This window comes from Burkholderia sp. Bp8991, from assembly GCF_003853795.1.
Taxonomy (GTDB): domain Bacteria; phylum Pseudomonadota; class Gammaproteobacteria; order Burkholderiales; family Burkholderiaceae; genus Burkholderia.
Window position 1 is genome coordinate 46,401 of sequence record NZ_QTQJ01000009.1, and the last position, 25,996, is coordinate 72,396.

At 66.3% G+C, this 25,996-nt stretch carries 20 protein-coding genes; 18 read left to right on the top strand and 2 right to left on the bottom strand.

Annotated features, from left to right (window positions below; translation table 11 throughout):
• Window positions 1–216 precede the first annotated feature (216 nt).
• The 18 genes from DIE02_RS12610 (at window position 217) to DIE02_RS12700 (ending at window position 23,479) form a co-directional block, all read left to right on the top strand.
• Window positions 217–1,254, top strand: coding sequence for a sulfate ABC transporter substrate-binding protein (locus tag DIE02_RS12610; protein WP_124485540.1), 1,038 nt, complete (start codon window positions 217–219; stop codon window positions 1,252–1,254).
• A 137-nt stretch (window positions 1,255–1,391) separates the two neighbouring features.
• Window positions 1,392–2,291: a sulfate ABC transporter permease subunit CysT gene (cysT, locus tag DIE02_RS12615; protein WP_044843608.1), complete on the top strand. Its 900-nt coding sequence runs from the start codon at window positions 1,392–1,394 to the stop codon at window positions 2,289–2,291.
• A complete protein-coding gene (cysW, locus tag DIE02_RS12620) occupies window positions 2,288–3,235 on the top strand; it encodes a sulfate ABC transporter permease subunit CysW (protein ID WP_044843607.1) in 948 nt (315 codons plus the stop codon). The genes cysT and cysW overlap by 4 nt, the downstream gene beginning before the upstream one ends.
• 13 nt (window positions 3,236–3,248) lie before the next feature.
• On the top strand, window positions 3,249–4,307 hold the full coding sequence (locus DIE02_RS12625; RefSeq protein WP_044843606.1) for a sulfate/molybdate ABC transporter ATP-binding protein: 1,059 nt from the start codon (window positions 3,249–3,251) through the stop codon (window positions 4,305–4,307).
• Window positions 4,308–4,387: 80 nt separating this feature from the next.
• Window positions 4,388–5,314, top strand: coding sequence for a CysB family HTH-type transcriptional regulator (locus DIE02_RS12630; protein ID WP_044843605.1), 927 nt, complete (start codon window positions 4,388–4,390; stop codon window positions 5,312–5,314).
• Window positions 5,315–5,833: 519 nt separating this feature from the next.
• Window positions 5,834–6,784 (top strand): sugar ABC transporter substrate-binding protein, encoded by a 951-nt coding sequence (locus DIE02_RS12635; RefSeq protein ID WP_044843604.1) that lies wholly within the window; start codon window positions 5,834–5,836, stop codon window positions 6,782–6,784.
• Between the two features lie 145 nt (window positions 6,785–6,929).
• Window positions 6,930–8,543, top strand: a complete 1,614-nt coding sequence (locus DIE02_RS12640) for a sugar ABC transporter ATP-binding protein (protein WP_124485539.1) — start codon at window positions 6,930–6,932, stop codon at window positions 8,541–8,543.
• Window positions 8,540–9,559 (top strand): ABC transporter permease, encoded by a 1,020-nt coding sequence (locus tag DIE02_RS12645; protein WP_044843602.1) that lies wholly within the window; start codon window positions 8,540–8,542, stop codon window positions 9,557–9,559. Before DIE02_RS12640 ends, DIE02_RS12645 begins: the two co-directional genes overlap by 4 nt.
• Before the next feature lie 35 nt (window positions 9,560–9,594).
• A complete protein-coding gene (locus tag DIE02_RS12650) occupies window positions 9,595–10,626 on the top strand; it encodes a LacI family DNA-binding transcriptional regulator (protein WP_044843601.1) in 1,032 nt (343 codons plus the stop codon).
• Window positions 10,623–11,552, top strand: a complete 930-nt coding sequence (rbsK, locus tag DIE02_RS12655) for a ribokinase (protein ID WP_124485538.1) — start codon at window positions 10,623–10,625, stop codon at window positions 11,550–11,552. The genes DIE02_RS12650 and rbsK overlap by 4 nt, the downstream gene beginning before the upstream one ends.
• A gap of 279 nt (window positions 11,553–11,831) precedes the next feature.
• Window positions 11,832–13,580, top strand: coding sequence for a methyl-accepting chemotaxis protein (locus DIE02_RS12660; RefSeq protein ID WP_124485537.1), 1,749 nt, complete (start codon window positions 11,832–11,834; stop codon window positions 13,578–13,580).
• 543 nt (window positions 13,581–14,123) lie between these two features.
• Window positions 14,124–16,046: a PrkA family serine protein kinase gene (locus DIE02_RS12670; protein WP_044843599.1), complete on the top strand. Its 1,923-nt coding sequence runs from the start codon at window positions 14,124–14,126 to the stop codon at window positions 16,044–16,046.
• A gap of 125 nt (window positions 16,047–16,171) precedes the next feature.
• Window positions 16,172–17,440: a YeaH/YhbH family protein gene (locus DIE02_RS12675; RefSeq protein ID WP_044843598.1), complete on the top strand. Its 1,269-nt coding sequence runs from the start codon at window positions 16,172–16,174 to the stop codon at window positions 17,438–17,440.
• A complete protein-coding gene (locus DIE02_RS12680; protein ID WP_044843597.1) occupies window positions 17,437–19,116 on the top strand; it encodes a SpoVR family protein in 1,680 nt (559 codons plus the stop codon). Before DIE02_RS12675 ends, DIE02_RS12680 begins: the two co-directional genes overlap by 4 nt.
• Window positions 19,117–19,351: 235 nt before the next feature.
• Window positions 19,352–20,656: an MFS family transporter gene (locus tag DIE02_RS12685; protein ID WP_124485536.1), complete on the top strand. Its 1,305-nt coding sequence runs from the start codon at window positions 19,352–19,354 to the stop codon at window positions 20,654–20,656.
• 453 nt (window positions 20,657–21,109) lie between these two features.
• The gene (locus tag DIE02_RS12690) at window positions 21,110–21,925 is read left to right on the top strand and encodes an ABC transporter substrate-binding protein (RefSeq protein ID WP_124485535.1); all 816 of its coding nucleotides are present in this window, start codon (window positions 21,110–21,112) and stop codon (window positions 21,923–21,925) included.
• A 103-nt stretch (window positions 21,926–22,028) separates the two neighbouring features.
• Window positions 22,029–22,751, top strand: coding sequence for an amino acid ABC transporter permease (locus DIE02_RS12695; protein ID WP_124485534.1), 723 nt, complete (start codon window positions 22,029–22,031; stop codon window positions 22,749–22,751).
• 2 nt (window positions 22,752–22,753) lie between these two features.
• Entirely contained in the window at window positions 22,754–23,479 is a 726-nt protein-coding gene (locus DIE02_RS12700; RefSeq protein WP_124485533.1) for an amino acid ABC transporter permease, read from the top strand.
• Between the two features lie 165 nt (window positions 23,480–23,644).
• Here DIE02_RS12700 and DIE02_RS12705 read toward each other — a convergent pair whose 3' ends face one another.
• Window positions 23,645–24,922, bottom strand: coding sequence for a M23 family metallopeptidase (locus DIE02_RS12705; protein ID WP_124485532.1), 1,278 nt, complete (start codon window positions 24,920–24,922; stop codon window positions 23,645–23,647).
• Between the two features lie 330 nt (window positions 24,923–25,252).
• Entirely contained in the window at window positions 25,253–25,900 is a 648-nt protein-coding gene (locus DIE02_RS12710) for a TetR family transcriptional regulator (protein WP_124485531.1), read from the bottom strand.
• Window positions 25,901–25,996 lie beyond the last annotated feature (96 nt).

The following is a 25,996-nucleotide window of genomic DNA, read 5'->3' on the forward strand; positions in this document are numbered from 1 at the left end:
CGCGAATTTCAAGTGTTACTTGAAGTTCGACGCGATCGCGCCGGTTCCGACGTGATTTCGCGACGCCCGGACGCCGGTTCATCTGCCTCAACCGTCCATCCCGTCTGCGTTAGCACTTTTGAGTATTAAAAAATAAGGAACGATTATTTTTAATCATGTAACCCGTTCGCTAGACTGGCCCGACATCGCAATACCGACAACACTGGAGAACCAAGGATGGCGAAGCGCAATACGGGGCTGGTGGGCGGAGTGGGCCGCCTGATCGCAACACTCGCGCTGGGCGCGGCGGCGGCGCTGGGCGTCGCGACGCATGCCCAGGCCGATACGACGTTCCTGAACGTGTCCTACGACCCGACGCGCGAGTTGTACCAGGACTTCAACCAGGCGTTCGGCAAGGCGTGGAAGGCGCAGACGGGCGAGACGGTCAACTTCAAGCAGTCGCACGGCGGCTCGGGCGCGCAGGCGCGCTCGGTGCTCGACGGCCTGCAGGCCGACGTCGTGACGCTGGCGCTCGCCTACGACATCGACGCGATCGCCAACAAGGGGCTCGTCAACAAGGACTGGCAGAAGCGCCTGCCCGACAACGCATCGCCGTACACGTCGACGATCGTGTTCCTGGTGCGCAAGGGCAACCCGAAAGGGATCAAGGACTGGGATGACCTGACCAAGCCGGGCATCTCGATCGTTACGCCGAACCCGAAGACGTCGGGCGGGGCGCGCTGGAACTACCTGGCCGCATGGGCATACGCGGTCCACAAGCCGGGCGGCAACGAGCAGAGCGCAAAGGAATTCGTGACGAAGCTCTACAAGAATGCGGGCGTGCTCGACTCGGGCGCGCGCGGTGCGACGACGAGCTTCGTGCAGCGCGGGATCGGCGACGTGCTGATCGCGTGGGAGAACGAGGCGTTCCTGTCGATCAAGGAATTCGGCACCGACAAGTTCGAGATCGTCGTGCCGTCGGTGAGCATCCTGGCCGAGCCGCCCGTTGCCGTGGTCGACAAGGTGGTCGACAAGAAGGGCACGCGCAAGCTGGCCGAGGCCTACCTGAATTTCCTGTACAGCCCGCAGGGCCAGGAAATCGCGGCGCGCAACTACTACCGTCCGCGTTCGAAGAACGTGCCGGCGGACCTGACGAAGCAGTTTCCGAAGCTGAAGCTGTATACGGTCGACGACACGTTCGGCGGCTGGACGAACGCGCAGAAGACGCATTTCGCGGACGGCGGCGTGTTCGACTCGATCTACAAGCCGCAGTAACACCAGGCAGCAGCAAACCACAACGACAGCGGCGCGCCACGACAGCGCGCCGCATCCCCGACGGCCCGCCGGCGCGACTCCCCGCGCCGGCGTTTGCGTCGGACCCGTGAGCAGCAACGACCCAGCAAGAGCATCCGATGACGACGTACACCTTTCGCAAGCCGAGCGCGCTGCCCGGTTTCGGCGTGACGCTCGGCATCACGGTGGCCTATTTGAGCCTCGTGGTGCTGATTCCGCTCGCCGCCACGTTCCTGAAGACCGCGACGCTGTCGTGGGACCAGTTCGTCACCGCCGTCGCGTCGCCGCGGGTACTCGCGTCGTACCGGCTGACGTTTGCCTCCGCGCTCGGCGGTGCGGTGATCAATGCCGTGTTCGGTTTTCTCGTCGCGTGGGTGCTGGTGCGCTACACGTTCCCGTTCAAGCGGCTCGTCGACGCGATCGTCGACCTGCCGTTCGCGCTGCCGACGTCGGTCGCCGGCATCTCGCTTGCCGCCGTCTACGCGACCAACGGCTGGGTGGGCCAGTATCTCGCGCCGTTCGGCATCAAGATCGCGTTCACGCCGGTCGGCGTGCTGGTGGCGCTGACCTTCATCGGGCTGCCGTTCGTCGTGCGCACCGTGCAGCCCGTGCTCGAGGATTTCGAGCGCGAGCAGGAAGAGGCCGCCGCGTGCCTCGGCGCAACGCGCTGGCTGACGTTCCGCCGCGTCGTGCTGCCGGCCGTGCTGCCCGCGCTGCTCACCGGCTTCGCACTGGCGTTCGCGCGCGCGCTCGGCGAGTACGGGTCGGTGATCTTCATCGCCGGCAACGTGCCGATGAAATCCGAGATCACGTCGCTGCTGATCATCACGAAGCTCGAGCAGTACGACTACGCGGGCGCGACCGCGCTGGCGGTCGTGATGCTGGTCGTGTCGTTCCTGATGCTGCTGCTCATCAACACGCTGCAGTGGTATCTGCAGCGCCGCACGAGCAAGGGCGCGAGCGGCCCCGCGCCCGCGACCGTCACCGTTGCCGCGACTGCCGCCGGAGGCCAGCAATGAGCCAGGAGTCCACCGCCGTGCTGAACAACCCGTCCGCCGCGCGCGTGCGCGCCGCGAAACAACCGGATCCCGTCAGCGAGCCGCGCGCCGTGCGCTGGCTGCTGATCGGCGTCGCGCTGGCGTTCCTCGCGTTCTTCCTCGTCGTGCCGCTCGCCGCGGTGTTCTTCGAGGCGCTGCGCAAGGGCGTCGGCTTCTATCTCGAATCGCTCGCGGATCCCGACGCATGGTCGGCGATCAAGCTGACGCTGACCGTCGCGGTGATCGCGGTGCCGCTGAACCTCGTGTTCGGCGTGTGCGCGTCGTGGGCGATCGCGAAGTTCGAATTCCGCGGCAAGGCGTTGCTGACGACGCTGATCGACCTGCCGTTCTCCGTGTCGCCGGTGATCTCGGGCCTCGTCTACGTGCTGCTGTTCGGTGCGCAGGGCTGGCTCGGGCCGTGGCTGCAGGGCCACGACGTGCAGATCATCTTCGCGGTGCCGGGCATCGTGCTCGCGACGATCTTCGTCACGTTCCCGTTCGTCGCGCGTGAACTGATCCCGCTGATGCAGGCGCAGGGCACCGACGAGGAGGAGGCCGCGCGCGTGCTGGGCGCATCGGGCTGGCAGATCTTCCGGCGCGTGACGCTGCCGAACGTGAAATGGGGCCTGCTGTACGGCGTGATCCTGTGCAATGCGCGCGCGATGGGCGAGTTCGGCGCGGTGTCGGTCGTGTCCGGCCACATCCGCGGCGTGACCGACACGATGCCGCTGCACGTCGAGATCCTGTACAACGAATACAACTTCGCGGCGGCGTTCGCGGTGGCGTCGGTGCTGGCGCTGCTCGCGCTCGTCACGCTCGCGCTGAAGCTGCTCGCCGAGCGTCACCTCGCCGCCGAACTGGCCGGCGCACGCGATGACGTTCCCGCTCATGCCGGCCCCGCCGCCGCCATTTCGTCGAAATCGTAAAGAGGCAACCAGAATGGGTATCACCGTCCGTCACCTTCAGAAGCGCTTCGGCGATTTCACCGCGCTCGACAACGTGTCGCTCGACTTTCCGCCGGGCGAGCTCGTCGCACTGCTCGGGCCGTCCGGTTGCGGCAAGACCACGCTGCTGCGCGTGATCGCGGGCCTCGAGCACGCGGACGCCGGCCAGGTCGTGCTGCAAGGGCTCGACGTCGCGTCGGTCGGCGCGCGCGAGCGCCAGGTCGGTTTCGTGTTCCAGCATTACGCGCTGTTCCGCCACATGACCGTGTTCGAGAACGTCGCGTTCGGGCTGCGCGTGAAGCCGCGCCGCGAGCGGCCGTCGGAAGCCGTGATCCGCGAGAAAGTGCACGAACTGCTGAAGCTCGTGCAGCTCGACTGGCTCGCGCAGCGCTACCCGTCCGAGCTGTCGGGCGGCCAGCGTCAGCGGATCGCGCTGGCCCGCGCGCTCGCGGTCGAGCCGAAGGTGCTGCTGCTCGACGAGCCGTTCGGCGCGCTCGACGCGAAGGTGCGCAAGGAACTGCGCGGCTGGCTGCGGCGCCTGCACGACGACCTGCACATCTCGACGATCTTCGTCACGCACGACCAGGAGGAGGCGCTGGAAGTGGCCGACCGGATCGTCGTGCTGAACCGCGGTCATGTGGAGCAGGTCGGCAGCCCGCAGGACGTCTACGATCATCCGCAAAGCGCGTTCGTCTACGAATTCCTCGGTGCGGCGAACCGGTTGCCGGGCACGGTCGCCGGGCGCGGCTTCGTGGCCGAGGGGGCGGCCGCGCCGATCGCGGTCGACGCCGATTTCGCGGGTCCCGCGAACGCATACGTGCGGCCGCACGACCTGCAGCTGTGGCCGGCCGGCGACGACCATCGCGACGGCATCGCGGTCGACGTGCGCCGTGTGATCCCGCTCGGCGGCTCGGTGCGGGTCGAACTCGAGGCGCGCACGGGCGGCGCACTCGAAGCGGAACTCGATCGCGACGCGTGGCGTGCGCTCGCGCTGCAGGTGGGCGACGGCGCGACGGCCGTGCCGCGCGCGGTCCGCGTGTTTCCCGCGCACTGACGCCCGGCCGCGGTAAAGAGAAGAGGGCGGATACCGCTCCGAATCGACATTCAAACAACGACAGCCTAAGAGGCATACCCATGAATTTTCAGCAATTGCGTTTCGTGCGCGAGGCCGTGCGCCAGAACATGAACCTGACGGAAGTCGCGAACGTGCTGTACACGTCGCAGTCGGGCGTGTCGAAGCAGATCAAGGATCTCGAGGATGAACTGGGCGTCGATATCTTCATCCGGCGCGGCAAGCGGCTCACGGGGCTCACGGAGCCCGGCAAGGCCGTGCATCAGCTGATCGAGCGGATGCTGCTGGATGCGGAAAACCTGCGCCGCGTCGCGCGCCAGTTCGCGGACCAGGACAGCGGCCACCTCGTCGTCGCGACGACGCACACGCAGGCGCGCTACGCGCTGCCGAAGGTGATCCGCCAGTTCACCGAGGTGTTTCCGAAGGTGCATCTCGCGCTGCGCCAGGGCAGCCCGCAGCAGATCGCGCAGATGATCCTGAACGGCGAAGCCGATCTCGGCATCTCGACCGAGGCGCTCGATCGCTATCCGGACATCGTCACGTTCCCGTGCTATTCGTGGCACCACACGGTCGTCGTGCCGAAGGGGCATCCGCTCGTCGGTCGCGAGAACCTGACGCTCGACGAAATCGCCGAGTACCCGATCATCACGTATGACCAGGACTTCACGGGCCGCTCGCACATCGACCAGGCATTCGCGCAGGCCGGCGCCGTGCCCGACGTCGTGCTGACTGCAATCGACGCGGACGTGATCAAGACTTACGTCGAGCTCGGGATGGGGATCGGCGTCGTCGCGGCAATGGCCTTCGATCCGCAGCGCGACACCGGGCTCGTCGCGCTCGACACGCAGCACCTGTTCGAGGCGAGCACGACGCGGGTCGGGTTGCGCAAGGGCGCATTCCTGCGCGCGTATGCGTACCGGCTGATCGAGATGTTCGCGCCGCATCTTAACGAAGCGGAAATCGCCGGGCTGCTGCGCGAAGCGGTCTGACGGCGGGACGATGTTCCGGGGGCGCGGCAGGCGCCCTTCGGACGCGTTGCATCGGGCGCCGATGCTGCATCCGCCATTTCAGGGCGTGCCGACGCGTCGGTCCTTCGATCGAAGCTGTCGCTCACAAGCCGGGTTGCCGTGAGCGGCGGCCGTCATCTGATCGCCGACCAATAGAAAAACAAGACGGCGCATGCGCGTGCCTCGCTTCGATCATGTAACGCGCCGCAATCGGCACGTGCAACCGCGCGCTCCGAATAAACCCTTAAATATTGATCAGACGGGTTGCGCGTCGAACCGAAACGGTACAGCATAGCTTCCACTCCGCCGGCGTCCCGCCGGCGGTGGCGCGTCGACGACAGCACGCGCCAGGCAGTCGGCCGTCTGCCTCGCTTCCATTCCGTGGTACCGACAAGCAGCAACGATGGCCAATGTCCGGGAAGTGTAGCGCAAACGTTTGCTCACATTAAAACAACAGTCAAACAATAATCTGGCCCGTGGGCCAGTCGCCAGGAGATGTGTATGAATGTCCTCTTTCGCCGTCGCTTCCTGACCGCCGCGCTTGCCGCCGTCGCGGTCGCTGCCGCACCGGCCGTCCATGCGCAGGCTGCGGCCAAGCCGAAGGTCGCGCTCGTGATGAAGTCGCTCGCCAACGAGTTCTTCCTGACGATGGAAAACGGCGCGAAGGAATACCAGAAGCACAACGCCGGCCAGTTCGACCTGATCACGAACGGCATCAAGGACGAGACCGACACCGCGAACCAGATCCGCATCGTCGAGCAGATGATCGTGTCGAAGGTCGATGCGATCGTGCTCGCGCCGGCCGATTCGAAGGCGCTCGTGCCGGTCGTGAAGAAGGCGGTCGACGCGGGCATCACCGTCGTGAACATCGACAACCGGCTCGACCCGGACGTGCTGAAATCGAAGAACCTGAACGTGCCGTTCGTCGGCCCCGACAACCGCAAGGGCGCGCGCAAGATCGGCGACTACCTCGCGAAGCGGCTGAAGGCGGGCGACCAGGTCGGCATCCTCGAAGGCGTGTCGACGACGACCAACGCGCAGCAGCGCACGGCCGGCTTCGAGGACGCGATGAAGGCGGGCGGGATGAAGGTCGTGTCGGTGCAGTCGGGCGAATGGGAGATCGACAAGGGCAATGCGGTCGCGTCCGCGATGCTCAACGAATACCCGAACCTGCGCGCGTTGCTGTGCGGCAACGACAACATGGCGATCGGCGCCGTGTCGGCCGTGCGCGCGGCGGGCAAGCAGGGCAAGGTGTTCGTGGTCGGCTACGACAATATCAATGCGATCAGGCCGATGCTGAAGGACGGCCGCGTGCTCGCGACCGCCGACCAGTACGCGGCGAAGCAGGCCGTGTTCGGCATCGACACGGCGCTCAAGGCGATCGCCGAGCATCGCAAGCAGGCCGACATGTCCGGCGTGGTCGAGACGCCGGTGGATCTCGTGACGAAGTAACGCCGCCCCGTCGCGGCCGCCGGCCTCAAGAAGCGGGCCCGGCGGCCGTTATACGGAGTGAGCGCGATCACGGCCACTGCATGCACATGCACTTGTGAGCGTCACACCCGCGCGCCGCGTGCGCGCGGCCGCAACCAGGATCGCGATGGAACCGACCTTCCAACCCTCCCGTTCAGCCGTTCCCGTGCTGTCCGTCTCCGGTGTGGGCAAGACCTACGCCGAACCGGTGCTCGCCGACGTCACGTTGACGCTCGTGCCGGGTGAAGCGCTCGCGCTGACGGGCGAGAACGGCGCCGGCAAGAGCACGCTGTCGAAGATCATCGGCGGCCTCGTCGACCCGACCGCCGGCACGATGCAACTCGGCGGCCAGGCCTACGCGCCGGCGAGCCGCACGCAGGCCGAGGCGCTCGGCGTGCGCATGGTGATGCAGGAGCTGAACCTGCTGCCGACGCTGACGGTCGCCGAGAACCTGTTCCTGAACCGTCTGCCGCGGCGCTTCGGCATCATCGATCGCGCGCGGCTGCGCGACGATGCGCGTGCCGCGATGGCGCAGGTCGGGCTCGACGCGGTCGATCCCGATACGCCGGTCGGCGCACTCGGCATCGGCCACCAGCAGATGGTCGAGATCGCGCGCAACCTGATCGGCGACTGCCGTGTGCTGATCCTCGACGAACCGACCGCGATGCTGACCGCGCGCGAGGTCGAACTGCTGTTCGAGCAGATCGACCGGCTGAAGGCGCGTGGCGTGGCGATCGTCTACATCTCGCACCGGCTCGAGGAACTCGCGCGGGTCGCCGAGCGTGTCGCGGTGCTGCGCGACGGCCGGCTCGTGCACGTCGGCGACATGGCCGCGACGACGTCCGACGGGCTCGTCACGCTGATGGTCGGGCGCGAGGTCGGCGAGCACATCGACCTCGGCGCGCGCCGCATCGGCGCGCCGCGCCTCGTCGTGTCGGGCATGACGCGCGGCACGGCCGTGCAGGACGTGTCGCTCGAAGTGCGCTCGGGCGAAATCTTCGGCATCTCGGGGCTGATCGGTGCCGGGCGCACCGAATTGCTGCGGCTGATCTACGGCGCGGACACGCCGGACGCCGGGATGATCGCGGTCGGCGATCCGCTGAAGCCGGCGCGCATCGGCTCGCCCGTCGACGCGGTGAAGCACGGCATCGCGCTGATCACCGAGGACCGCAAGGGCGAAGGGCTGCTGCTGTCGCAGTCGGTCACGTCGAACGTGTCGCTCGGCCAGCTCGACCGGCTCGCGCGCGGCGGCATCGTCGATACGGCGCGCGAGACGGCGCTCGCCGAGCAGCAGATCGACGCGCTGCGGATCCGCACCCACGGCGCCGCGCAGGCGGTCGGCGAACTGTCGGGCGGCAACCAGCAGAAGGTCGTGATCGGCCGCTGGCTCGCGCGCGACATGGGCGTGCTGCTGTTCGACGAACCGACCCGCGGGATCGACGTCGGCGCCAAATTCGAGATCTACACGCTGATGGGCGCGCTCGCGCGCGAGGGCCGGGCGCTGGTGGTCGTCTCGAGCGACCTGCGCGAGCTGATGCTGATCTGCGACCGGATCGGCGTGATGTCGGCCGGCCGCATGACCGCCGTGTTCGAACGCGGCAACTGGACCCAGGATGCGCTGCTGGCCGCGGCGTTCGCCGGCTTCGGCCGCGCAGCGCTGCCGGACGGCGCACGCCATCCGGATGCGGAAAGCGCGCCGCGCGCGGCTTCCGCCTCTTCGACGACAGGACGACAGCAATGACCCAGCCTCCCGTATCCCCGAGCGACGCCGGCGCGCAGCAGGACGTGACCGGGCGCCGCGCGCGCACGCTGTCCGGCACGCGGCTCGGCGTGTCGAACTATCTCGGGCTCGCCGGCGCGCTCGCCGCGATGATCGCGCTGTTCTCGACGCTCAGCTCGCATTTCCTGACCTACGATACGTTCAGCACGATCGCGAACCAGATCCCCGATCTCGTCGTGATGTCGGTCGGGATGACGTTCGTGCTGATCATCGCCGGCATCGACCTGTCGGTCGGCTCGGTGCTCGCGCTGGCCGCGTCGATGGTCAGCGTGGCCGCGCTGAAATGGCATTGGGGGCCGCTGCCCGCCGCGCTGATCGGGATCGCGGTCGCGACCGTGACCGGCTCGCTGACGGGCGCGATCACGGTGGGCTGGCGGATTCCGTCGTTCATCGTGTCGCTCGGCGTGCTCGAGGCCGCGCGCGGTGTCGCGTACCAGCTGACGAATTCGCGCACGGCCTACATCGGCGACGCGTTCGATTTCCTCTCGAACCCGATCGCGCTCGGCATCTCGCCGGCGTTCCTGATCGCGGTCGCGGTGATGATCGCGGCGCAGTTCGTGCTCACGCGCACCGTGTTCGGGCGCTATCTTGTCGGTATCGGCACGAATGAAGAAGCCGTCCGGCTTGCCGGGGTTAACCCGCGGCCGTATAAAATCCTCGTATTCGCACTGATGGGCGCGCTCGCGGGGCTCGCGTCGCTGTTCCAGATCTCGCGGCTCGAGGCCGCCGACCCGAACGCGGGCGTGGGCCTCGAACTGCAGGTGATCGCGGCCGTCGTGATCGGCGGCACGAGCCTGATGGGCGGGCGCGGCTCGGTGATCAGCACGTTCTTCGGCGTGTTGATCATTTCCGTGCTGGCCGCGGGGCTGGCGCAGATCGGCGCGAACGAGCCGACCAAACGGATCATCACCGGGGCGGTGATCGTGGTGGCGGTCGTGCTCGATACGTATCGCAGCCGGCGCGCGCGCGCCCGGTAAAACTACACAGAAAGCAGACCAGAGAGAAACGGGAAATGGCGACGATCAAGGATGTGGCGGCCATGGCGGGCGTGTCGTTTACGACCGTCTCGCACGTGGTGAACAATTCGCGGCCGGTGTCCGCGGATGTGCGTGCGAAGGTCGAAGGCGCGATCCGCGAGCTGAACTACGTGCCATCGGCCGTGGCGCGCTCGCTGAAGGCGCGCTCGACGGCGACCATCGGCCTCGTCGTGCCGAACAGCACGAATCCGTACTTCGCGGAGCTTGCGCGCGGCATCGAGGACCAGTGCGCGGCCAACGGCTATTGCGTGTTCTTCTGCAACTCGGACGACGATCCCGTGAAGCAGCGCAACTACCTGCGCGTGCTGCAGGAAAAGCGCATCGACGGGCTGATCGTCGCGTCGGCCGGCGAGGACGCGGTGCTCGCGCAGACGCTCGCCGACGCGCATGCGCCGCTCGTCGTCGTCGACCGCAACATCGAGGGGCTCGCGGCCGATCTCGTGCAGATCGACCACGAACGCGGCGCCTACCTGGCGACGCGTCATCTGCTCGAACTCGGGCACGCGAAGATCGGCTGCATCACCGGGCCGACCGACACGGCCGTCAGCGCGATGCGCGTGCACGGCTTCATCCGCGCGATGGCCGAGCGCGGGATCGACATCGTGCCGGGCGCGATCGCGGAAAGCGATTTTTCATGCCTGGGCGGCTATCACGCGGCATCGCGGCTGTTCGAGTCGGTGCACCCGAGCGCGATTTTCGCGGGCAACGACCTGATGGGCGTCGGCGCGCTGCGCGCGGCGGCCGAGCGCGGCATGCGCGTGCCGGACGACTGCTCGATCATCGGCTTCGACGACATCGAATTCTCCCGTTATACCTATCCGGCGCTGTCGACGGTCGGCCAGTCGGTGCGCGCCCTCGGCGAAATGGCCGCGCAGACGCTGATCGAGCGGATCGGCGGCGGCTCGACGGCCGCGCCGAGCCGTCGTCGTGTCGTGTCGCCGCGCCTGGTGCTGCGCGAATCGACGGCGGTCTACCGCGAGCCGGCCGCGCCGGGTGCTCGCCCATGACGGCGCGTGCGGCAGGCGCCGGCCGCGTGACAGTGGTCGGCAGCCTCAACATGGATCTCGTCGTACGGGCGTCGCGGCTGCCGTTGCCGGGCGAAACGCTCGCCGGTCACGCGTATGCGCAGGCCGCGGGGGGCAAGGGCGGCAACCAGGCCGTCGCGGCCGCACGGCTCGGCGCGCAGGTCGCGATGATCGGCTGCGTCGGCGTGGATGCGCACGGCACCGCGCTGCGGGCCGGCCTCGAGACCGAAGGCATCGACTGCTCGCGGCTCGCGACGAGCAAGACGGCGTCGACCGGCGTCGCCTTGATCGTCGTCGACGACGCCAGCCAGAACACGATCGTGATCGTCGCGGGCGGCAACGGCGAAGTCACGACGGATACGGTGGCGCGGCACGAGGCGGCGCTGGCCGCGACCGACGTGCTGATCTGCCAGCTCGAGACGCCGCCGGACGCCGTGTTCGCCGCGCTGTCGGCCGGGCGGCGGCTCGGCCGCACCGTGGTGCTCAATCCGGCGCCTGCCGTCGCGCCGCTGCCGGACGGCTGGCTGCCGCTGGTCGATTACCTGATCCCGAACGAAGTCGAGGCGGCCGCGCTGACCGGGCTGCCGGTGCGCAATCCGGCCGAGGCGGAAGCCGCGGCGCGTGCATTGCGGGCAGCCGGCGCGCGCAATGTGCTGATCACGCTCGGCGCGCGCGGCGTGTTCGCGCTGACGGCCGACGGCGCGGCACGCCACTATCCGGCCCCCGTCGTCAAGGCGGTCGACACGACCGCGGCGGGCGACACCTTCATCGGCGGTTTCTCCGCACGGCTCGCGGCCGGCGCGGACGTCGATGCCGCCATCCGCTTCGCGCAACGCGCGGCGGCGCTGTCGGTCACGCGCGCAGGCGCGCAGCCGTCGATTCCCACGCTCGCCGAACTGGCCGAATAGGGCTGGATCGCGCATCCCGGCCGGCGCATGCGACAACAGTCGGCCGGCTATCTTTCCCCACTTGTCTGTCCTCGATTACTTGCCGTGCGCGTTCGCGAAGCGGGCCGGCGATGCTTCGCCCCTATTATTCTGGAATCTGTAATGAACTGGTGAATTGCTGAAAAAATTGATGTGAATACCATCAAGCTGCGCAACATCCGGTCGTAAATACACCTGGGCGAAACACTGTTTCGAAAAACGGGCCTTGCCCGTTCACGACGACGCAACACAGGAAGAATGATGGTGATCGGAAACCTGACGATACGTGCGCGCATCGGTATGACGATGGCGTTTCTCGCGGTACTGCTGGGCGTGATTGGCGTACTCGGCGTGTACGGGATGACGCGCTCGAACGATGCGACGCGCGAGATTTTCACGAACCAGATGCCGAGCGCGGTCGACGTGGCCGTTGCCGAAATGTACGCGGCGCGCGAGCGCCTGGCGCTCGATCGCGCCGCGTTGCTGGCGGGCACGCCCGACTCGGCTGCGGCCGTGGAACGCAGCCGCGCGATGCGCACGCAGTCCGACGCGTGGTGGCAAAAATACCTTGCACTGCCGCGTGGCCCGGAGGAAGACCGGCTCGCGCAGGACGTCGCCGCGAAGCGGCAGGCGCTGCAGCGCAGTTGCGACGCGTTCGGAGGGCTGGTCGCGGCGGGCGACCACGACCGGATCGGCGAGGGCGCCAAGCAGCTCTCGACGCTTTATAACGAGCTTTCGGTTGCGGGCGAAGCACTGCGCAATTTCCAGTTCACCGACGGGCAGGCGGGCTTCAACCGCGCGGAATCGTTGTACGAGACGCTGCGCGTGCTGTCGATCGTCCTGCTTGCGGCCGGTCTGGTTGCCGCCGCGTTTTCCTGGCTGACGCTCAGCCGTGCGATCGGCCGTCCGCTCGCGGACGCACTCGCGCATTTCGACGCGATCGCCGCGGGCGACCTGCGCCGCTCGATCGTCGTGCATCGGCGCGACGAAATGGGCCAGCTCCTGGACGGTCTCGCGAGGATGCAGCGCGGCCTCGTCGACACGGTGCGCACCGTGCGCGGCGGCAGCGAGTCGATCGCGACCGCGGCGCGCCAGATCGCCGCCGGCAACATCGACCTGTCGTCGCGCACGGAAGAGCAGGCGTCCGCGCTGCAGGAAACCGCATCGAGCATGGAACAGCTGACCGGCACCGTGAAGCAGAACGCGGACAATGCGCGGCAGGCAAGCTCGCTGGCAGCGAACGCGTCGGAGATTGCAAACAAGGGCAATACGGTAGTCGGCCAGGTGGTCGGCACGATGGGCGAGATCAACGACAGCTCCGCGAAGATCGCGGACATCATCGCAATCATCGAGGGAATCGCGTTCCAGACCAACATCCTGGCGCTGAACGCGGCGGTCGAAGCCGCGCGCGCCGGCGAGGAAGGCCGCGGCTTCGCGGTCGTCGCGGGCGAGGTGCGCAGTCTCGCGCAGCGTTCGTCGAGCGCGGCCAAGGAGATCAAGATGCTGATCGACGCGTCGGTGGAGCGCATCCGGACGGGGTCGACGCTGGTCGACGAAGCCGGCCGCACGATGAGCGACGTGATCGGTGCGGTGCAGCGCGTGACCGACATCATGGGCGAGATCGCGGCGGCGTCCGAGGAACAGAGCGGCGGCATCGACCAGGTCGCGCGCGCGGTCGCGCAGATGGACGAGGTCACCCAGCAGAACGCCGCGCTCGTCGAGGAAGCGGCGGCCGCCGCGCAATCGCTCGACGAACAGGCCGCGCGCCTGCGCGAGACGGCGTCGGTGTTCCGGATCGACGACGACGCGGCGCAGCCGGCGACCGCTGCCGCCGCACGTCAGGCGCCGCGCGCGGTGCCCGCAGCGGCTGCGGTGCCGGTTTCGCCTCCCGCGCCGGCCGTGGCGCGCAATGATCGTGATGCAGCGCCGAAGCGCGCCGCGCCGGCGCGCAAGCCGGCTGCCGCGGCCGCTCCGGTGGCTGCCGGCGCCGACGACTGGGAAACGTTCTGATTCGCGCGTGACGCGCATCTTTTCGCGGTAACGCTCCCCGGTATCTTTCCCCGTATCTCTCCCCATTTGGCAGCACACGACGCCCGCGACATGCGGGCGTCGTCGTTTCGACCGATGGAATGTGACAGCGCACGTGAAAGTTCGTGCGTCGCCGTGCGCTGCGTGTTCGCATCCGCACTACGGGTATCTCCGGACGATGCGAAAAAAATTTGTAACGGCGCGCGCAGCGTGTCGTCGTAAACGTCCGCTCGAACGTCTAGGGATGAAGGGGGAGTGAAGGGTGCCGCGACGACGACGGAGGTGTCCAACGCACGAGACGTTCCGATGCTCGACGAGACGTCGCGGATGCCGTTTCTGCGACACGGGAGATCGATTGTAAAGCGTCGAAATGCGTTGTCCAAGCGGTGTTGTCGAGAATGACGAACTTCATACGAAGATGTCGTGAAAAAAAATAAGAAAGGGTTTAGGATGAATTCGAACGCGCTTGCTTCTGCGCAGTCATAGAAGGCAGGCACGTCTTCAGACTCAGGCGAGGGAGGTAGCATGGATATTTACAGCAGCTTCGCGAACCGCTTCGAAAAAACGCGAGAGGAAGAGTTCTCGCTGGAGGAGTACCTCGCGCTCTGCAAGAACGATCCGTCAGCGTACGCCACGGCTGGCGAACGCATGCTGGCTGCAATCGGGGAACCCGAACAAATCGATACCCGCATCGACCCGCGCCTGTCGCGGATCTTCGCGAACAAGGTTATCAAGGTCTATCCCGCGTTCCGTGAATTCTACGGAATGGAGGAAGTGATCGAGCAGGTGGTCGCGTACTTCCGCCACGCTGCGCAAGGGCTCGAAGAGAAGAAGCAGATTCTCTACCTGCTCGGCCCGGTGGGCGGCGGCAAGTCGTCGATCGCCGAGCGCCTGAAGCAGCTGATGGAGCGTGTGCCGTTCTATGCGCTGAAGGGTTCGCCCGTCAACGAATCGCCGCTCGGGCTGTTCGACTACGACGAAGACGGCCCGATCCTCGAAGAGCAGTACGGCATTCCGCGCCGCTACCTGAAGAGCATCCTGAGTCCCTGGGCCGTCAAGCGCCTGCACGAATACAACGGCGATATCCGCCAGTTCCGCGTGGTACGCCGCTTTCCGTCGATCCTGCGGCAGATCGGCATCGCGAAGACGGAACCTGGCGACGAGAACAACCAGGACATTTCGTCGCTCGTCGGCAAGGTCGACATCCGCAAGCTCGAACAGTATGCGCAGGACGACGCCGATGCGTACAGCTACTCGGGCGGCCTGTGCCTGGCGAACCAGGGCCTGCTCGAATTCGTCGAAATGTTCAAGGCGCCGATCAAGGTGCTGCACCCGTTGCTGACCGCGACGCAGGAAGGCAACTTCAAGGGCACCGAAGGATTCGGCGCGATTCCGTTCGACGGGGTGATCCTCGCGCACTCGAACGAGTCGGAGTGGAAGGCCTTCCGTAACAACCGCAACAACGAGGCACTGCTCGACCGGATCTTCGTCGTGAAGGTGCCGTACTGCCTGCGCGTGTCGGAAGAGATCAAGATCTACGAGAAGCTGATCCGCAACTCGTCGCTGGCCGAGGCCGTGTGCGCGCCGGGCACGCTGAAGATGATGTCGCAGTTCTCGGTGCTGTCGCGCCTGCATGAGCCGGAGAATTCGAGCCTGTTCTCGAAGATGCAGGTGTACGACGGCGAAAACCTGAAGGACACCGATCCGAAAGCGAAGTCGTACCAGGAGTATCGCGACTATGCGGGCGTGGACGAAGGGATGACCGGCGTGTCGACGCGCTTCGCGTTCAAGATCCTGTCGCGCGTGTTCAACTTCGACTCGAGCGAGGTCGCGGCCAACCCCGTGCACCTGATGTACGTGCTCGAACAGCAGATCGAACGCGAGCAGTTCCCGCCGGAGACCGAGCAGAAGTACCTGTCGTTCGTGAAGGACGTACTCGCGTCGCGCTACGCGGAGTTCATCGGCAAGGAGATCCAGACGGCTTACCTCGAGTCGTATTCGGAGTACGGGCAGAACATCTTCGACCGCTACGTCACGTATGCGGACTTCTGGATCCAGGACCAGGAATTCCGCGATCACGACACGGGCGAGAGCTTCGACCGCGCCGCGCTGAATGCGGAGCTGGAGAAGATCGAGAAGCCGGCCGGGATCAGCAATCCGAAGGATTTCCGCAACGAGATCGTGAACTTCGTGTTGCGTGCACGGGCGGCGAACGCCGGGAAGAACCCCGTGTGGACGAGCTACGAGAAGTTGCGCGTCGTGATCGAGAAGAAGATGTTCTCGAATACCGAGGAACTGTTGCCGGTGATTTCGTTCAACGCCAAGGGTTCGGCGGAGGAGCAGCGCAAGCATGAGGACTTTGTGAACCGGATGGTCGCGAAGGGCTATACGCCGAAGCAGGTGAGGCTGCTTTGCGACTGGTACCTGCGCGTGCGCAAGTCGTCATGACGCGCGCGGTACCGCGCCCGTGCGGCGAGTCCGTACGGGCGCTTTCAGAGGCGCCGCCCGCATGACGGCAGACGGCATGCGCGGCGAGTGCCCCGGCAGATCGACTTTCGAGCGGGAGACCGGGAGTGCTTCATCAAATCATCGACCGCAGGCTGGCCGGCAAGAACAAGAGCATCGCCAACCGCGAACGCTTTCTGCGTCGCGTCAAGAACTACATTCGTCGTGCCGTGTCCGACGCGGTGCGCGACCGTAGCATCAAGGATATCCAGAGCACGCAAAGCATCACGATTCCGCGCAAGGACATCGCCGAGCCGAATTTCCGGCACGCGCCGGGCGGGCGTCGCGAATACGTGCACCCGGGCAACGAGGACTACGTGCGCGGCGACAAGATTCCGCGTCCGCAGGGCGGCTCGGGCGGCGGCGGCAGTCAGGCGAGCAACGAAGGCGAAGGGCAGGACGACTTCGTGTTCGAGCTGTCCCGCGACGAATTCATGCAGTACTTCTTCGACGACCTCGAACTGCCGCGCCTCGTGAAGACGCACCTGCTGACGGTGCCGAGCTGGAAGAACGTGCGCGCGGGCTGGTCGGCGGAAGGCACGCCGAACAACATCGACGTCGTGCGCTCGCTGCGCAGCGCGCTCGGGCGACGCATCGCGCTCGGTTCGCCGCTCGTCAACGAGCTGCGCGAACTCGAAGCGCGGCTCGAGGTGATGAAGCTCGATCCGGAAGACCGTCGCGAGGATATCGCGACGCTCGAGGCCGAGATCCATCATCTGAAGGGGCGCATCTGGCGGATCCCGTTCATCGATCCGTTCGACCTGCGCTACATCAACCGCGTGAAGCAGCCGCAACCGTCGAGCCAGGCCGTGATGTTCTGCCTGATGGACGTGTCGGGCTCGATGGACGAGCAGCGCAAGGATCTCGCGAAACGCTTCTTCATCCTGCTGTACCTGTTCCTGAAGCGCAACTATGAGCGCATCGAGGTCGTGTTCATCCGTCACCACACGCGCGCCGAGGAGGTCGACGAGGACACCTTCTTCCATTCGACCGAAAGCGGCGGCACCGTCGTGTCGAGCGCGCTCGAACTGATGCGCAAGGTGATGAACGAGCGCTACTCGCCGACCGAGTGGAACATCTACGGCGCGCAGGCGTCCGACGGCGACAACTGGACTGACGATTCGCCGAAGTGTCGCAAAATCCTGGAAGAGGATATCCTCACCAAGACGCGTTACTTCGCGTATATCCAGGTCGCCCCGGAAGAGCAGAACCTGTGGCTGGAGTACGCACAGCTGGCGCTGTCGCAACCGCACCTCGCGATGAAGAAAGTCGAATCGGCTGCCGATATTTACCCGGTGTTTCGCGAATTGTTCGAAAAGCAGGTGGAAATGTCATGACGACCCGCCATCTGCACAACGAGTCGCGCGGCTACGCGCCGCGCCCTTCCGGCGACGACACGGCCGGCCCTGCCGCATCGCAGCAAAGCGGCCGGACCGAACCGGCGGCGCCGGCCGCCGACTTGCCCGGTGCCGGGCAGAAGGAAGCGCGTATGAACGTTGCCGAACGCAAGCCGCTGCCGTGCCCGTCCGACTGGACGTTCGAGCTGCTCGAGGAATACGACACGCACATCTCGCAGGTCGCCGAGCAGTACGAGCTCGACATCTATCCGATCCAGCTCGAGCTGATCAGCGCCGAGCAGATGATGGATGCGTACGCGTCGGTCGGGATGCCGGTCAACTATCGCCACTGGTCGTTCGGCAAGCACTTCCTCGCGACCGAGAAAAGCTATCGCCGCGGCCAGATGGGCCTCGCGTACGAAATCGTCATCAACTCGAATCCCTGCATCGCGTATCTGATGGAAGAGAACACGATGACGATGCAGGCGCTCGTCATCGCGCACGCGGCGTACGGGCACAACTCCTTCTTCAAGGGCAACTACCTGTTCCGGCTGTGGACCGACGCGCACGCGATCATCGACTATCTCGTGTACGCGAAGAACTACGTCGCCGAATGCGAGGAGCGCTACGGCCTCGATCGCGTCGAGGAACTGCTCGATTCGTGCCATGCGCTGATGAACTACGGCGTCGACCGCTACAAGCGGCCGCAGAAGCCGTCGTTGTCGAAGGAGGCCGCGCTGCGGCGCGAGCGCGAGGCGTATCTGCAGTCGCAGGTCAACGAGCTGTGGCGCACGCTGCCGGGCAAGAAGCCCGAGCAGATGGAGGAGCAGGAAGGACGCTATCCGCCGGAGCCGCAGGAGAACCTGCTGTATTTCGCGGAGAAGAACGCGCCGCTGCTCGAGCCGTGGGAGCGGGAAGTGATCCGCATCGTGCGCAAGATCGGCCAGTACTTCTATCCGCAGCGGCAGACGCAGGTGATGAACGAAGGCTGGGCGACGTTCTGGCACTACACGCTGCTGAATACGCTGTACAACCAGGGCAAGCTGGAAGACGGCTTCATGATGGAGTTCCTGCACTCGCACAGCAACGTGGTCTACCAGCCGCCCGTCACGAAGCCGTACTACAGCGGGATCAACCCGTATGCGCTCGGCTTCTCGATGATGAGCGACATCCGCCGGATCTGCGAGGCGCCGACGGAAGAGGACTACAAGTGGTTTCCGGAGATCGCGGGCACCCCGTGGCTGCCGGCGATGCACTACGCGATGCGCAACTTCAAGGACGAGAGCTTCATCGCGCAGTACCTGTCGCCGAACCTGATCCGCGAGATGCGGCTGTTCTCGGTGCTCGACGACGACATGCGCGATTCGCTCGAGGTGTCGGCGATCCACGACGAGTCCGGCTACCAGTACGTGCGGCAGGCGTTGTCGCGGCAGTACGACATCCATCACCGCGAGCCGAACATCCAGGTGTGGGCCGTGAACACGCGCGGCGACCGCAGCCTCACGCTGCGCCATTTCATGACCGACAACCGCCATCTGTCGAACGACAGCGAGGAAGTGCTCAAGCACATGGCGCGGCTCTGGCAGTTCGACGTGTTCCTGGAAAGCGTCGACGAGGCCGGGACCGTGCGCAAGCGCTACGAGTGCCGCTACGTGCCGCCGGAGGTGCGCGTCTGACGATCGCCCGAGAGCAGTTTGCACCGGACGCCAGCCTGAGGGCTGGCGTTTTCATATGACGAACGCGTACCGGGAGAAAAATTTTCTACATCCGGACGAACCCGGAAAGCCCGTTACTTTACATTTCGCTAAAATCCCGTAGCGCCGTGCCGCCGGAACCGGTGCCACGTGCGACCGTACGCGACGGCCCGCGAGCCGTCTCGCCCAGAAAGCACTAAAAGGAACAGACCAACCCATGGACGTCCAGACCGACCAAGCTGCGCTGTCCGCGCATGACACCCGGCGGCGCGTGTTCGCCATCGTCGGCGCCTCGTCGGGCAACCTCGTCGAGTGGTTCGACTTCTACATCTACTCGTTCTGCGCGCTGTACTTCGCACCGGCGTTCTTCCCGAGCGGCAACACGACCACGCAGCTGCTGAACACGGCCGGCGTGTTCGCGGCCGGCTTCCTGATGCGTCCGATCGGCGGCTGGCTGTTCGGCCGCATCGCCGACCGTCACGGCCGTCGCACGGCGATGATGATCTCGGTGCTGATGATGTGCGGCGGCTCGCTCGTGATCGCGGTGCTGCCGACCTATGCGCAGATCGGCGCGCTGGCGCCGGCGCTGCTGCTGGTCGCGCGCCTGTTCCAGGGGCTGTCGGTGGGCGGCGAATACGGGACGAGCGCAACCTACATGAGCGAAGTCGCGCTGAAGGGGCGGCGCGGTTTCTTCGCGTCGTTCCAGTACGTGACGCTGATCGGCGGCCAGCTGTGCGCGCTGCTGGTGCTGGTGATCCTGCAGCAGGCGCTGTCGAACGACGAGCTGAAGGCGTGGGGCTGGCGCATTCCGTTCGTCTGCGGGGCGGCGGCCGCGCTGATCTCGCTGTACCTGCGCAAATCGCTCGACGAGACGTCGACGAGCGCATCGCGTGACAAGAAGGACGCGGGCACGATCCGCGGCGTGTGGCAGCACAAGGGCGCCTTCTTCACGGTGGTCGGCTTCACGGCCGGCGGCTCGCTGATCTTCTACACCTTCACGACGTACATGCAGAAGTACCTCGTGAATACGGCCGGCATGCATGCGAAGACGGCCAGCAACGTGATGACCGTCGCGCTGCTCGTCTACATGCTGATCCAGCCGGTGTTCGGCGCGCTGTCCGACAAGATCGGCCGCCGCACGTCGATGATCCTGTTCGGCACGTTCGCGGTGATCGGCACGGTGCCGCTGATGCACGCGCTGAAGACCGTCACGAGCCCGACGGCCGCGTTCGTGCTGATCACGATCGCGCTGGCGATCGTCAGCTTCTACACGTCGATCAGCGGCCTCATCAAGGCCGAGATGTTCCCGCCGGAAGTGCGCGCGATGGGCGTCGGCCTGTCGTATGCGGTCGCGAACGCGATCTTCGGCGGTTCGGCCGAGTACGTCGCGCTGTGGTTCAAGTCGATCGGCAGCGAGGAAACCTTCTACTGGTACGTGACGGTGCTGTGCGCGATCTCGCTGATCGTGTCGTGGCGGATGCGCGATCCGAGCAAGGAAGGGTACCTGCGTCACGAACCGTGATCGGCAGGGCAGCCCGCCGGGCTGCCCGCATCGACCGGCAACGTGCAACGGGACGGCGCTCCGCCATGCAGGCGGAGCGCCGTTTTTTTATGCGTGACGTTTTCGCATGGGCGCGTGCAAGCTCATCGCGGGGCGCACGATATCGATATCGGAATCGCTTCGTTGTCCGCAGCGGACGATGCGCTTATTCTGAACGCGTAGTTCGTGTGACACCTCCTTGACTGGGATTCGCGCCCGCTGCGTGCAGCGGGCGTTTTTTTGTGCGCATGCGCCGCATGCAGCCGCTGCAAGCCTCATCACGAAACCCGCAGAGCAAAGCACCATTTGTTGGTTCGGAATCGCCGCACGCGCTGATACGTTAGCGGCTTCGCGACGACACACAGCGTCGCGATGTTCCTCGAACCGGCCGCCGCGCGATCCGCGCCGGCCTTCATAACAAATCAGGTCGTGCTCATGAAACTCCACACTCTCGCTACGTGGCTCGTCGGGGCCGCACTCGTCACGGCCGGCACGGTCGCGCACGCGGACCGCCTCGACGACATCAGGAAGGCCGGCGTGCTGCGCGTCGCGACCTTCGACAGCAATCCGCCGTTCGGCTATGTCGACGGCAAGAGCAATCACATCGTCGGCCTCGACGTCGACTATGCGAAGGCGCTGGCCGACAAGCTCGGCGTGAAGCTGCAGCTGCAGCCGACCAATCCCGCGAACCGCATTCCGTTCCTGACCTCCGGCAAGGTCGATCTGGTGCTCGCGAACTTCACGATCACCGACGAGCGCGCGAAGCAGGTCGACTTCAGCATCCCGTATTTCTCGTCGGGCCAGCAGTTTCTCGCGAAGAAGGGCGTGCTGAAATCGGCCGACCAGCTGAACGGCTTGCGCGTCGGCGCGGACAAGGGCACGACGAACGAGATCACGCTGCGCGAGAAATTCCCGAAGGCGACGATCGTCGCGTACGACGACACGCCGTTCGCATTCGCCGCGCTGCGCGCCGGCAACGTGCAGGCGATCACGCAGGACGGGCCGAAGCTGATCGGCCTGCTCGCGAACGTGCCCGACAAGCAGAACTACGAGATCCCGGCATTCACGATCTCCAACGACTACATGGGCGTCGGCGTGCCGAAGGGCGAGACGCGCCTGCTCGGCTTCGTCAACGACACGCTCAAGGGGCTCGAGGCGAATGGCCGCGCGGGCCAGATCTACGACGCGTGGTTCGGTCCGACGACGAAGACGCCGCTCACGCGCATCTTCCGCATCGGCGACAAGACCTGAGTCGCATGCAGGACGCGCCGCGCTCCGCCATCGGTCGTGCCGGTGCGCGGGGATCGCGGCGTTTTTCGTTTCTCTTGATCGCTTGCTTCGCGCCCGCACCACCATGCTCGGCTTGGCTCCCAAATATCTGTCCTGGCTCTGGCAGGGCTTCCTGCTGACGCTCGGCCTTGCGGCCGCGTCGGCGCTCGCCGCGACGGTCGGCGGACTGCTGCTCGCCGTCATGCGGCATCCGCGCGGAACGGCGCCGCGCACGCTCGCGGCCGGCTATGTCGTCGCGTTCCGCAACACGCCGTTGCTCGTGCAGTTGCTGTTCTGGTATTTCGGCGTCGCGTCGTTGCTGCCCGACACATGGGTCGCATGGCTGAACGCGCGCCATCAGCTGAGCGCGGGCCCGTTCACGCTCGCATGGCCGTCGTTCGAGTTCGTCGCGGGCTGGTTCGGGTTGAGCGCGTACACGGCCGCGTTCGTCGCCGAGGAATGCGAAGCCGGGCTGCGCGGCGTGCGCCGTGCGCAGCATGATGCGGCCGCGGCGCTCGGCCTCACGCCGATGCAGTCGCTGCGCTACGTCGTGCTGCCGCAGGCCGTGCGCATCGCGCTGCCGCCGTTGTTCGGCCAATACATGAATCTCGTGAAGAACTCGTCGCTCGCGATGGCGATCGGTGTCGCCGAGCTGTCGTACGCGTCGCGGCAGGTCGAGACGGAGACGTTCAAGACCTTTGCCGCCTTCGGTGTCGCGACCGTGCTGTACGTCGCCGCGGTGGCCGCGATCGAGGCCGGTGCCTACGCGGCCACGCAATGGCGCGACCGGCTCGGGGCGAGGCGTTGACGATGGATCTCTCGCTCCTGCTCGACAACCTGCCGTACCTGCTCGTCGGCGCATTCCCGGATGGCCCGCTCGGCGGCGCCGCGCTGTCGCTTGTGCTGGCGATCGCGTCGGCCATCGCATCGGCGGTGCTGGGCGTGGCGCTCGGCGTCGCGATGGCGCTCGCGCGCGGCCCGCTGCGCGTGCTGCTGCTCGCGTTCATCGGCTTCTTTCGCGCGATTCCGGTGCTGATGCTGATCTTCTGGACGTACTTCCTGATGCCGATGCTGCTGCACATGGACGTGCCGGGGCTCGCGACGGTCGTGTGCGCGCTGGCGCTGATCGGCGGCGCGTATCTCGCGCATGCGGTGCATGCGGGCATCGTCGCGGCCGGCGACGGGCAGTGGCAGGCGGGGCTGTCGCTCGGGCTCACGCGCTGGCAGACCGTGCGCTACGTGCTGCTGCCGCAGGCGATCCGGATCATGACGCCGTCGTTCGTCAACCAGTGGGTCGCGCTCGTGAAGGACACGTCGCTCGCGTATATCGTCGGCGTGCCGGAACTGTCGTTCGTCGCGACGCAGGTGAACAACCGGCTGATGGTGTATCCGGCGCCGATCTTCCTGTTCGTCGCGGCGATCTATCTGGTGCTGTGCACGTCGCTCGACGGTGCGGCGCGCTGGTTGCTGTCGCGTCGTCCTCGCGCGGAGCGCATCGCGCGGGCTGCGGCTGAACGCACGGAACAGGTGCGGTGACGGCGTGCGCGCCGCGTGCGATGCATGCGGCGCGTTTCCGGTGATGAAGGTGAGAGCGTGCGGCTATCCGCAGCGGGCCGCGTCGTCGCCGAGCGAGCGGCGACGGGCGTGAAGGTGCTTCAGAACTTCGGTGCTTGAGAACTTCAGCACTTCAGCGCGTCAGCGTCAGGACGCGCTGTAGTGCGTATCGAACACCGAACGCAGCGTCGACGGACCGGTCGCGAAATCGCCCCACAGCGGGCCGTCGCTCTGCGCGAATGCAAACGGCGTCGTACTGATCGACGCGAGGCGGAAGCGCCATTGCGCCGCTTCCTGGCGGAACGCGGTGAGCTGCATGTCGGACAGCCCCGTCTGCGCGCTCGCGAGCGTGACGAGCGGATCGACCGGGTCGTTCGCGACGCGCACTTCGAAATGCAGGTGCGGACCGGTGGCCGCGCCGGTCATCCCGACCGAGCCGATGCGCTGGCCCTGCTTGACGGTTTCGCCGGTCTTCAGCCCGCGCGCGAACGCGGACAAATGCGCGTAGTAGGTCGAATAACCGTCGGCGTGATCGACGATCACGTAGTGGCCGTAGCCGCCCGGATCGGTTCCGACGAACGACACGATGCCGTCGGCCGCCGCATTGACGGGCGTGCCGGACGGTGCGGCGAGGTCGACGCCGGTATGGAATGCCATCGCCTGCGACAGCGGGTGGACGCGCTCGCCGAAGAACGAGCTGATGCGCGTCCACTTGACCGGCATCGTGAACGCGGCCGCTTCGAGCGGCGCGCCGTCGAGCGTGTAGTACGCGCCGTGGTCGGCGCCCGGCGCGCGGAACCAGATCGCCCCGAACGTGCGGCCCGCGACGCGCAGCTCGAGCGCGGTGAGGTGCGGCGTGCCGTTGTTGGTGTCGTACGCGATGCGGTAGTAGTCGCCGCGCTGCGCGCCAGCGCGCAGCGCGACCTTGCCGGTGACGAGATCGCCGAGCTGGATGCGCACTTCGGGCGGCACGTCGAGACGGTTCAGCGTATCGGACAGCGTGAGTTCGATGTCGCCCGCGCGCATTCCGTGCTGCTGCTCGGGCGGCGCGAGCTGGAACAGGCTCGTATAGCCGAGCATGTCGTTGCGGTGCGCGCTGAGCGGCGCGAACAGGCCCGGCTGCAGGTTGCGGTCGGGGCGTTCGTCGCGTTCGTTGCGCTCGCCGATCGTGCGCGCGAGTTCGCTCGTCACGAAATGCTGCGCGGTGGGAAACGGCGTGTCGGACAGCACGCGCTGCGGCAGCGCGGCCGTGCCCGAGTCGACGGCGCCCGGCAGTTGCGAGACGGCCGGCAGCGCGGCGGCGAGACCGAAGGCGGCGAGGGCGCCGAGCACGGCGGCCGGCACGAGCGCGCGCACGAGGCGCTGCGCGCGCCCGGGCGCGAAAGCATCAGGAATTGCGGCAGGCTTGACCAAAGGTGTCCACATCCAGGAAAAGCGGTTCAAAGAGGTGTGGGCGGGAACCATCGGCGGCAGATCCGTCGGGTGACGACGGGGCGGGCGACGGGCGTGCAACAAAACAGGCCCCGCCAGGGGCCTGTGTCGTTTCCGTTCGACCCAACTCGCGGGCAGGCCCGCTTCGAACGGCGGCGTGACCTTTCCGGGTCGAACCCGGTTTATCACGAAGACGCTAAAGAAAGATGACAGCGTCAGTCTACCGATGTTCCGCGAAACGTTAAAAATTTTAAAGAGGGTCGGCTCATTCGTTTCGCACTGCGGTAAATCGGGTTAAATCAGCATTTATTGCGCGGCTTTTCGTCAGACAGGAAATTTTTGCGCGCGCACGCGCAGCGCGGCGGATGTCCTGACCGCGTCGAAGCCGGCGTCGAGCATCGCTTCCGCGTCGTTCCACAGATTGCCGCGCAAGCGGTTGGTCCAGATCATCGATGCGAACACGCCTTCGAGCAGCGACACGAGATGGACGGCCGCGAGATGCACGTCGAGATCGGCGGCCAGTTCGCCGGCCGCGATCGCGCGGCGCAGCAGCGCCTTGGTGATGCGCAGCATCTGCAGCTCGAGCAGCATGCGGCGGCGCTGCAACGCGCCGTTCTCCTCGCTCTGCTCGCATTTCGTATAGAGGATCACGAGCACGCGCTGCATCGCGCCCGGCTCGCCGCATTGCCGCAGGTAATGCGATGCCGCGCGGCGCAGCGTGGCGAACGCGGGCAGGCTGTCGACCGCGTCGAACCCTTCCGACGTACGCGCGAATGCGCGGTCGCACATCGCGAGACACACTTCCATCTTGTTGCGGTAATGGCCGTACACGGCGCCCCGCGACATTCCGGCGGCCTCGGCGAGGTCCGCCATCGCGGTTTGCGCGACGCCTTTTTCGAGCAGCACGAGCTCGGCGGCGTCGAGGATCCGGTGCTTGATGGCGAGCGATTCTTCCCGGGTCTTGCGGGCCATGTCGTGAATTTCCTTACAGTTCGCTGTCGTTTTATTGAGACAGTATGGCGGCCGGATGACGACCGCCTGTATTTAATCAGTCGTGACTGATTATAA

Excerpts from the sequence above, each read along its gene's own strand:
- DIE02_RS12695 (WP_124485534.1), top strand. The coding sequence starts at position 22,029 with ATGCTCGGCTTGGCTCCCAAATATCTGTCCTGGCTCTGGCAGGGCTTC.
- DIE02_RS12625 (WP_044843606.1), top strand. The coding sequence starts at position 3,249 with ATGGGTATCACCGTCCGTCACCTTCAGAAGCGCTTCGGCGATTTCACC.
- DIE02_RS12710 (WP_124485531.1), bottom strand. The coding sequence starts at position 25,900 with ATGGCCCGCAAGACCCGGGAAGAATCGCTCGCCATCAAGCACCGGATC.
- DIE02_RS12690 (WP_124485535.1), top strand. The coding sequence starts at position 21,110 with ATGAAACTCCACACTCTCGCTACGTGGCTCGTCGGGGCCGCACTCGTC.
- DIE02_RS12685 (WP_124485536.1), top strand. The coding sequence starts at position 19,352 with ATGGACGTCCAGACCGACCAAGCTGCGCTGTCCGCGCATGACACCCGG.
- DIE02_RS12660 (WP_124485537.1), top strand. The coding sequence starts at position 11,832 with ATGGTGATCGGAAACCTGACGATACGTGCGCGCATCGGTATGACGATG.
- DIE02_RS12630 (WP_044843605.1), top strand. The coding sequence starts at position 4,388 with ATGAATTTTCAGCAATTGCGTTTCGTGCGCGAGGCCGTGCGCCAGAAC.
- DIE02_RS12610 (WP_124485540.1), top strand. The coding sequence starts at position 217 with ATGGCGAAGCGCAATACGGGGCTGGTGGGCGGAGTGGGCCGCCTGATC.
- DIE02_RS12705 (WP_124485532.1), bottom strand. The coding sequence starts at position 24,922 with ATGTGGACACCTTTGGTCAAGCCTGCCGCAATTCCTGATGCTTTCGCG.
- cysT (WP_044843608.1), top strand. The coding sequence starts at position 1,392 with ATGACGACGTACACCTTTCGCAAGCCGAGCGCGCTGCCCGGTTTCGGC.
- DIE02_RS12635 (WP_044843604.1), top strand. The coding sequence starts at position 5,834 with ATGAATGTCCTCTTTCGCCGTCGCTTCCTGACCGCCGCGCTTGCCGCC.
- DIE02_RS12645 (WP_044843602.1), top strand. The coding sequence starts at position 8,540 with ATGACCCAGCCTCCCGTATCCCCGAGCGACGCCGGCGCGCAGCAGGAC.
- DIE02_RS12650 (WP_044843601.1), top strand. The coding sequence starts at position 9,595 with ATGGCGACGATCAAGGATGTGGCGGCCATGGCGGGCGTGTCGTTTACG.
- DIE02_RS12680 (WP_044843597.1), top strand. The coding sequence starts at position 17,437 with ATGACGACCCGCCATCTGCACAACGAGTCGCGCGGCTACGCGCCGCGC.
- DIE02_RS12700 (WP_124485533.1), top strand. The coding sequence starts at position 22,754 with ATGGATCTCTCGCTCCTGCTCGACAACCTGCCGTACCTGCTCGTCGGC.
- cysW (WP_044843607.1), top strand. The coding sequence starts at position 2,288 with ATGAGCCAGGAGTCCACCGCCGTGCTGAACAACCCGTCCGCCGCGCGC.
- DIE02_RS12670 (WP_044843599.1), top strand. The coding sequence starts at position 14,124 with ATGGATATTTACAGCAGCTTCGCGAACCGCTTCGAAAAAACGCGAGAG.
- rbsK (WP_124485538.1), top strand. The coding sequence starts at position 10,623 with ATGACGGCGCGTGCGGCAGGCGCCGGCCGCGTGACAGTGGTCGGCAGC.
- DIE02_RS12640 (WP_124485539.1), top strand. The coding sequence starts at position 6,930 with ATGGAACCGACCTTCCAACCCTCCCGTTCAGCCGTTCCCGTGCTGTCC.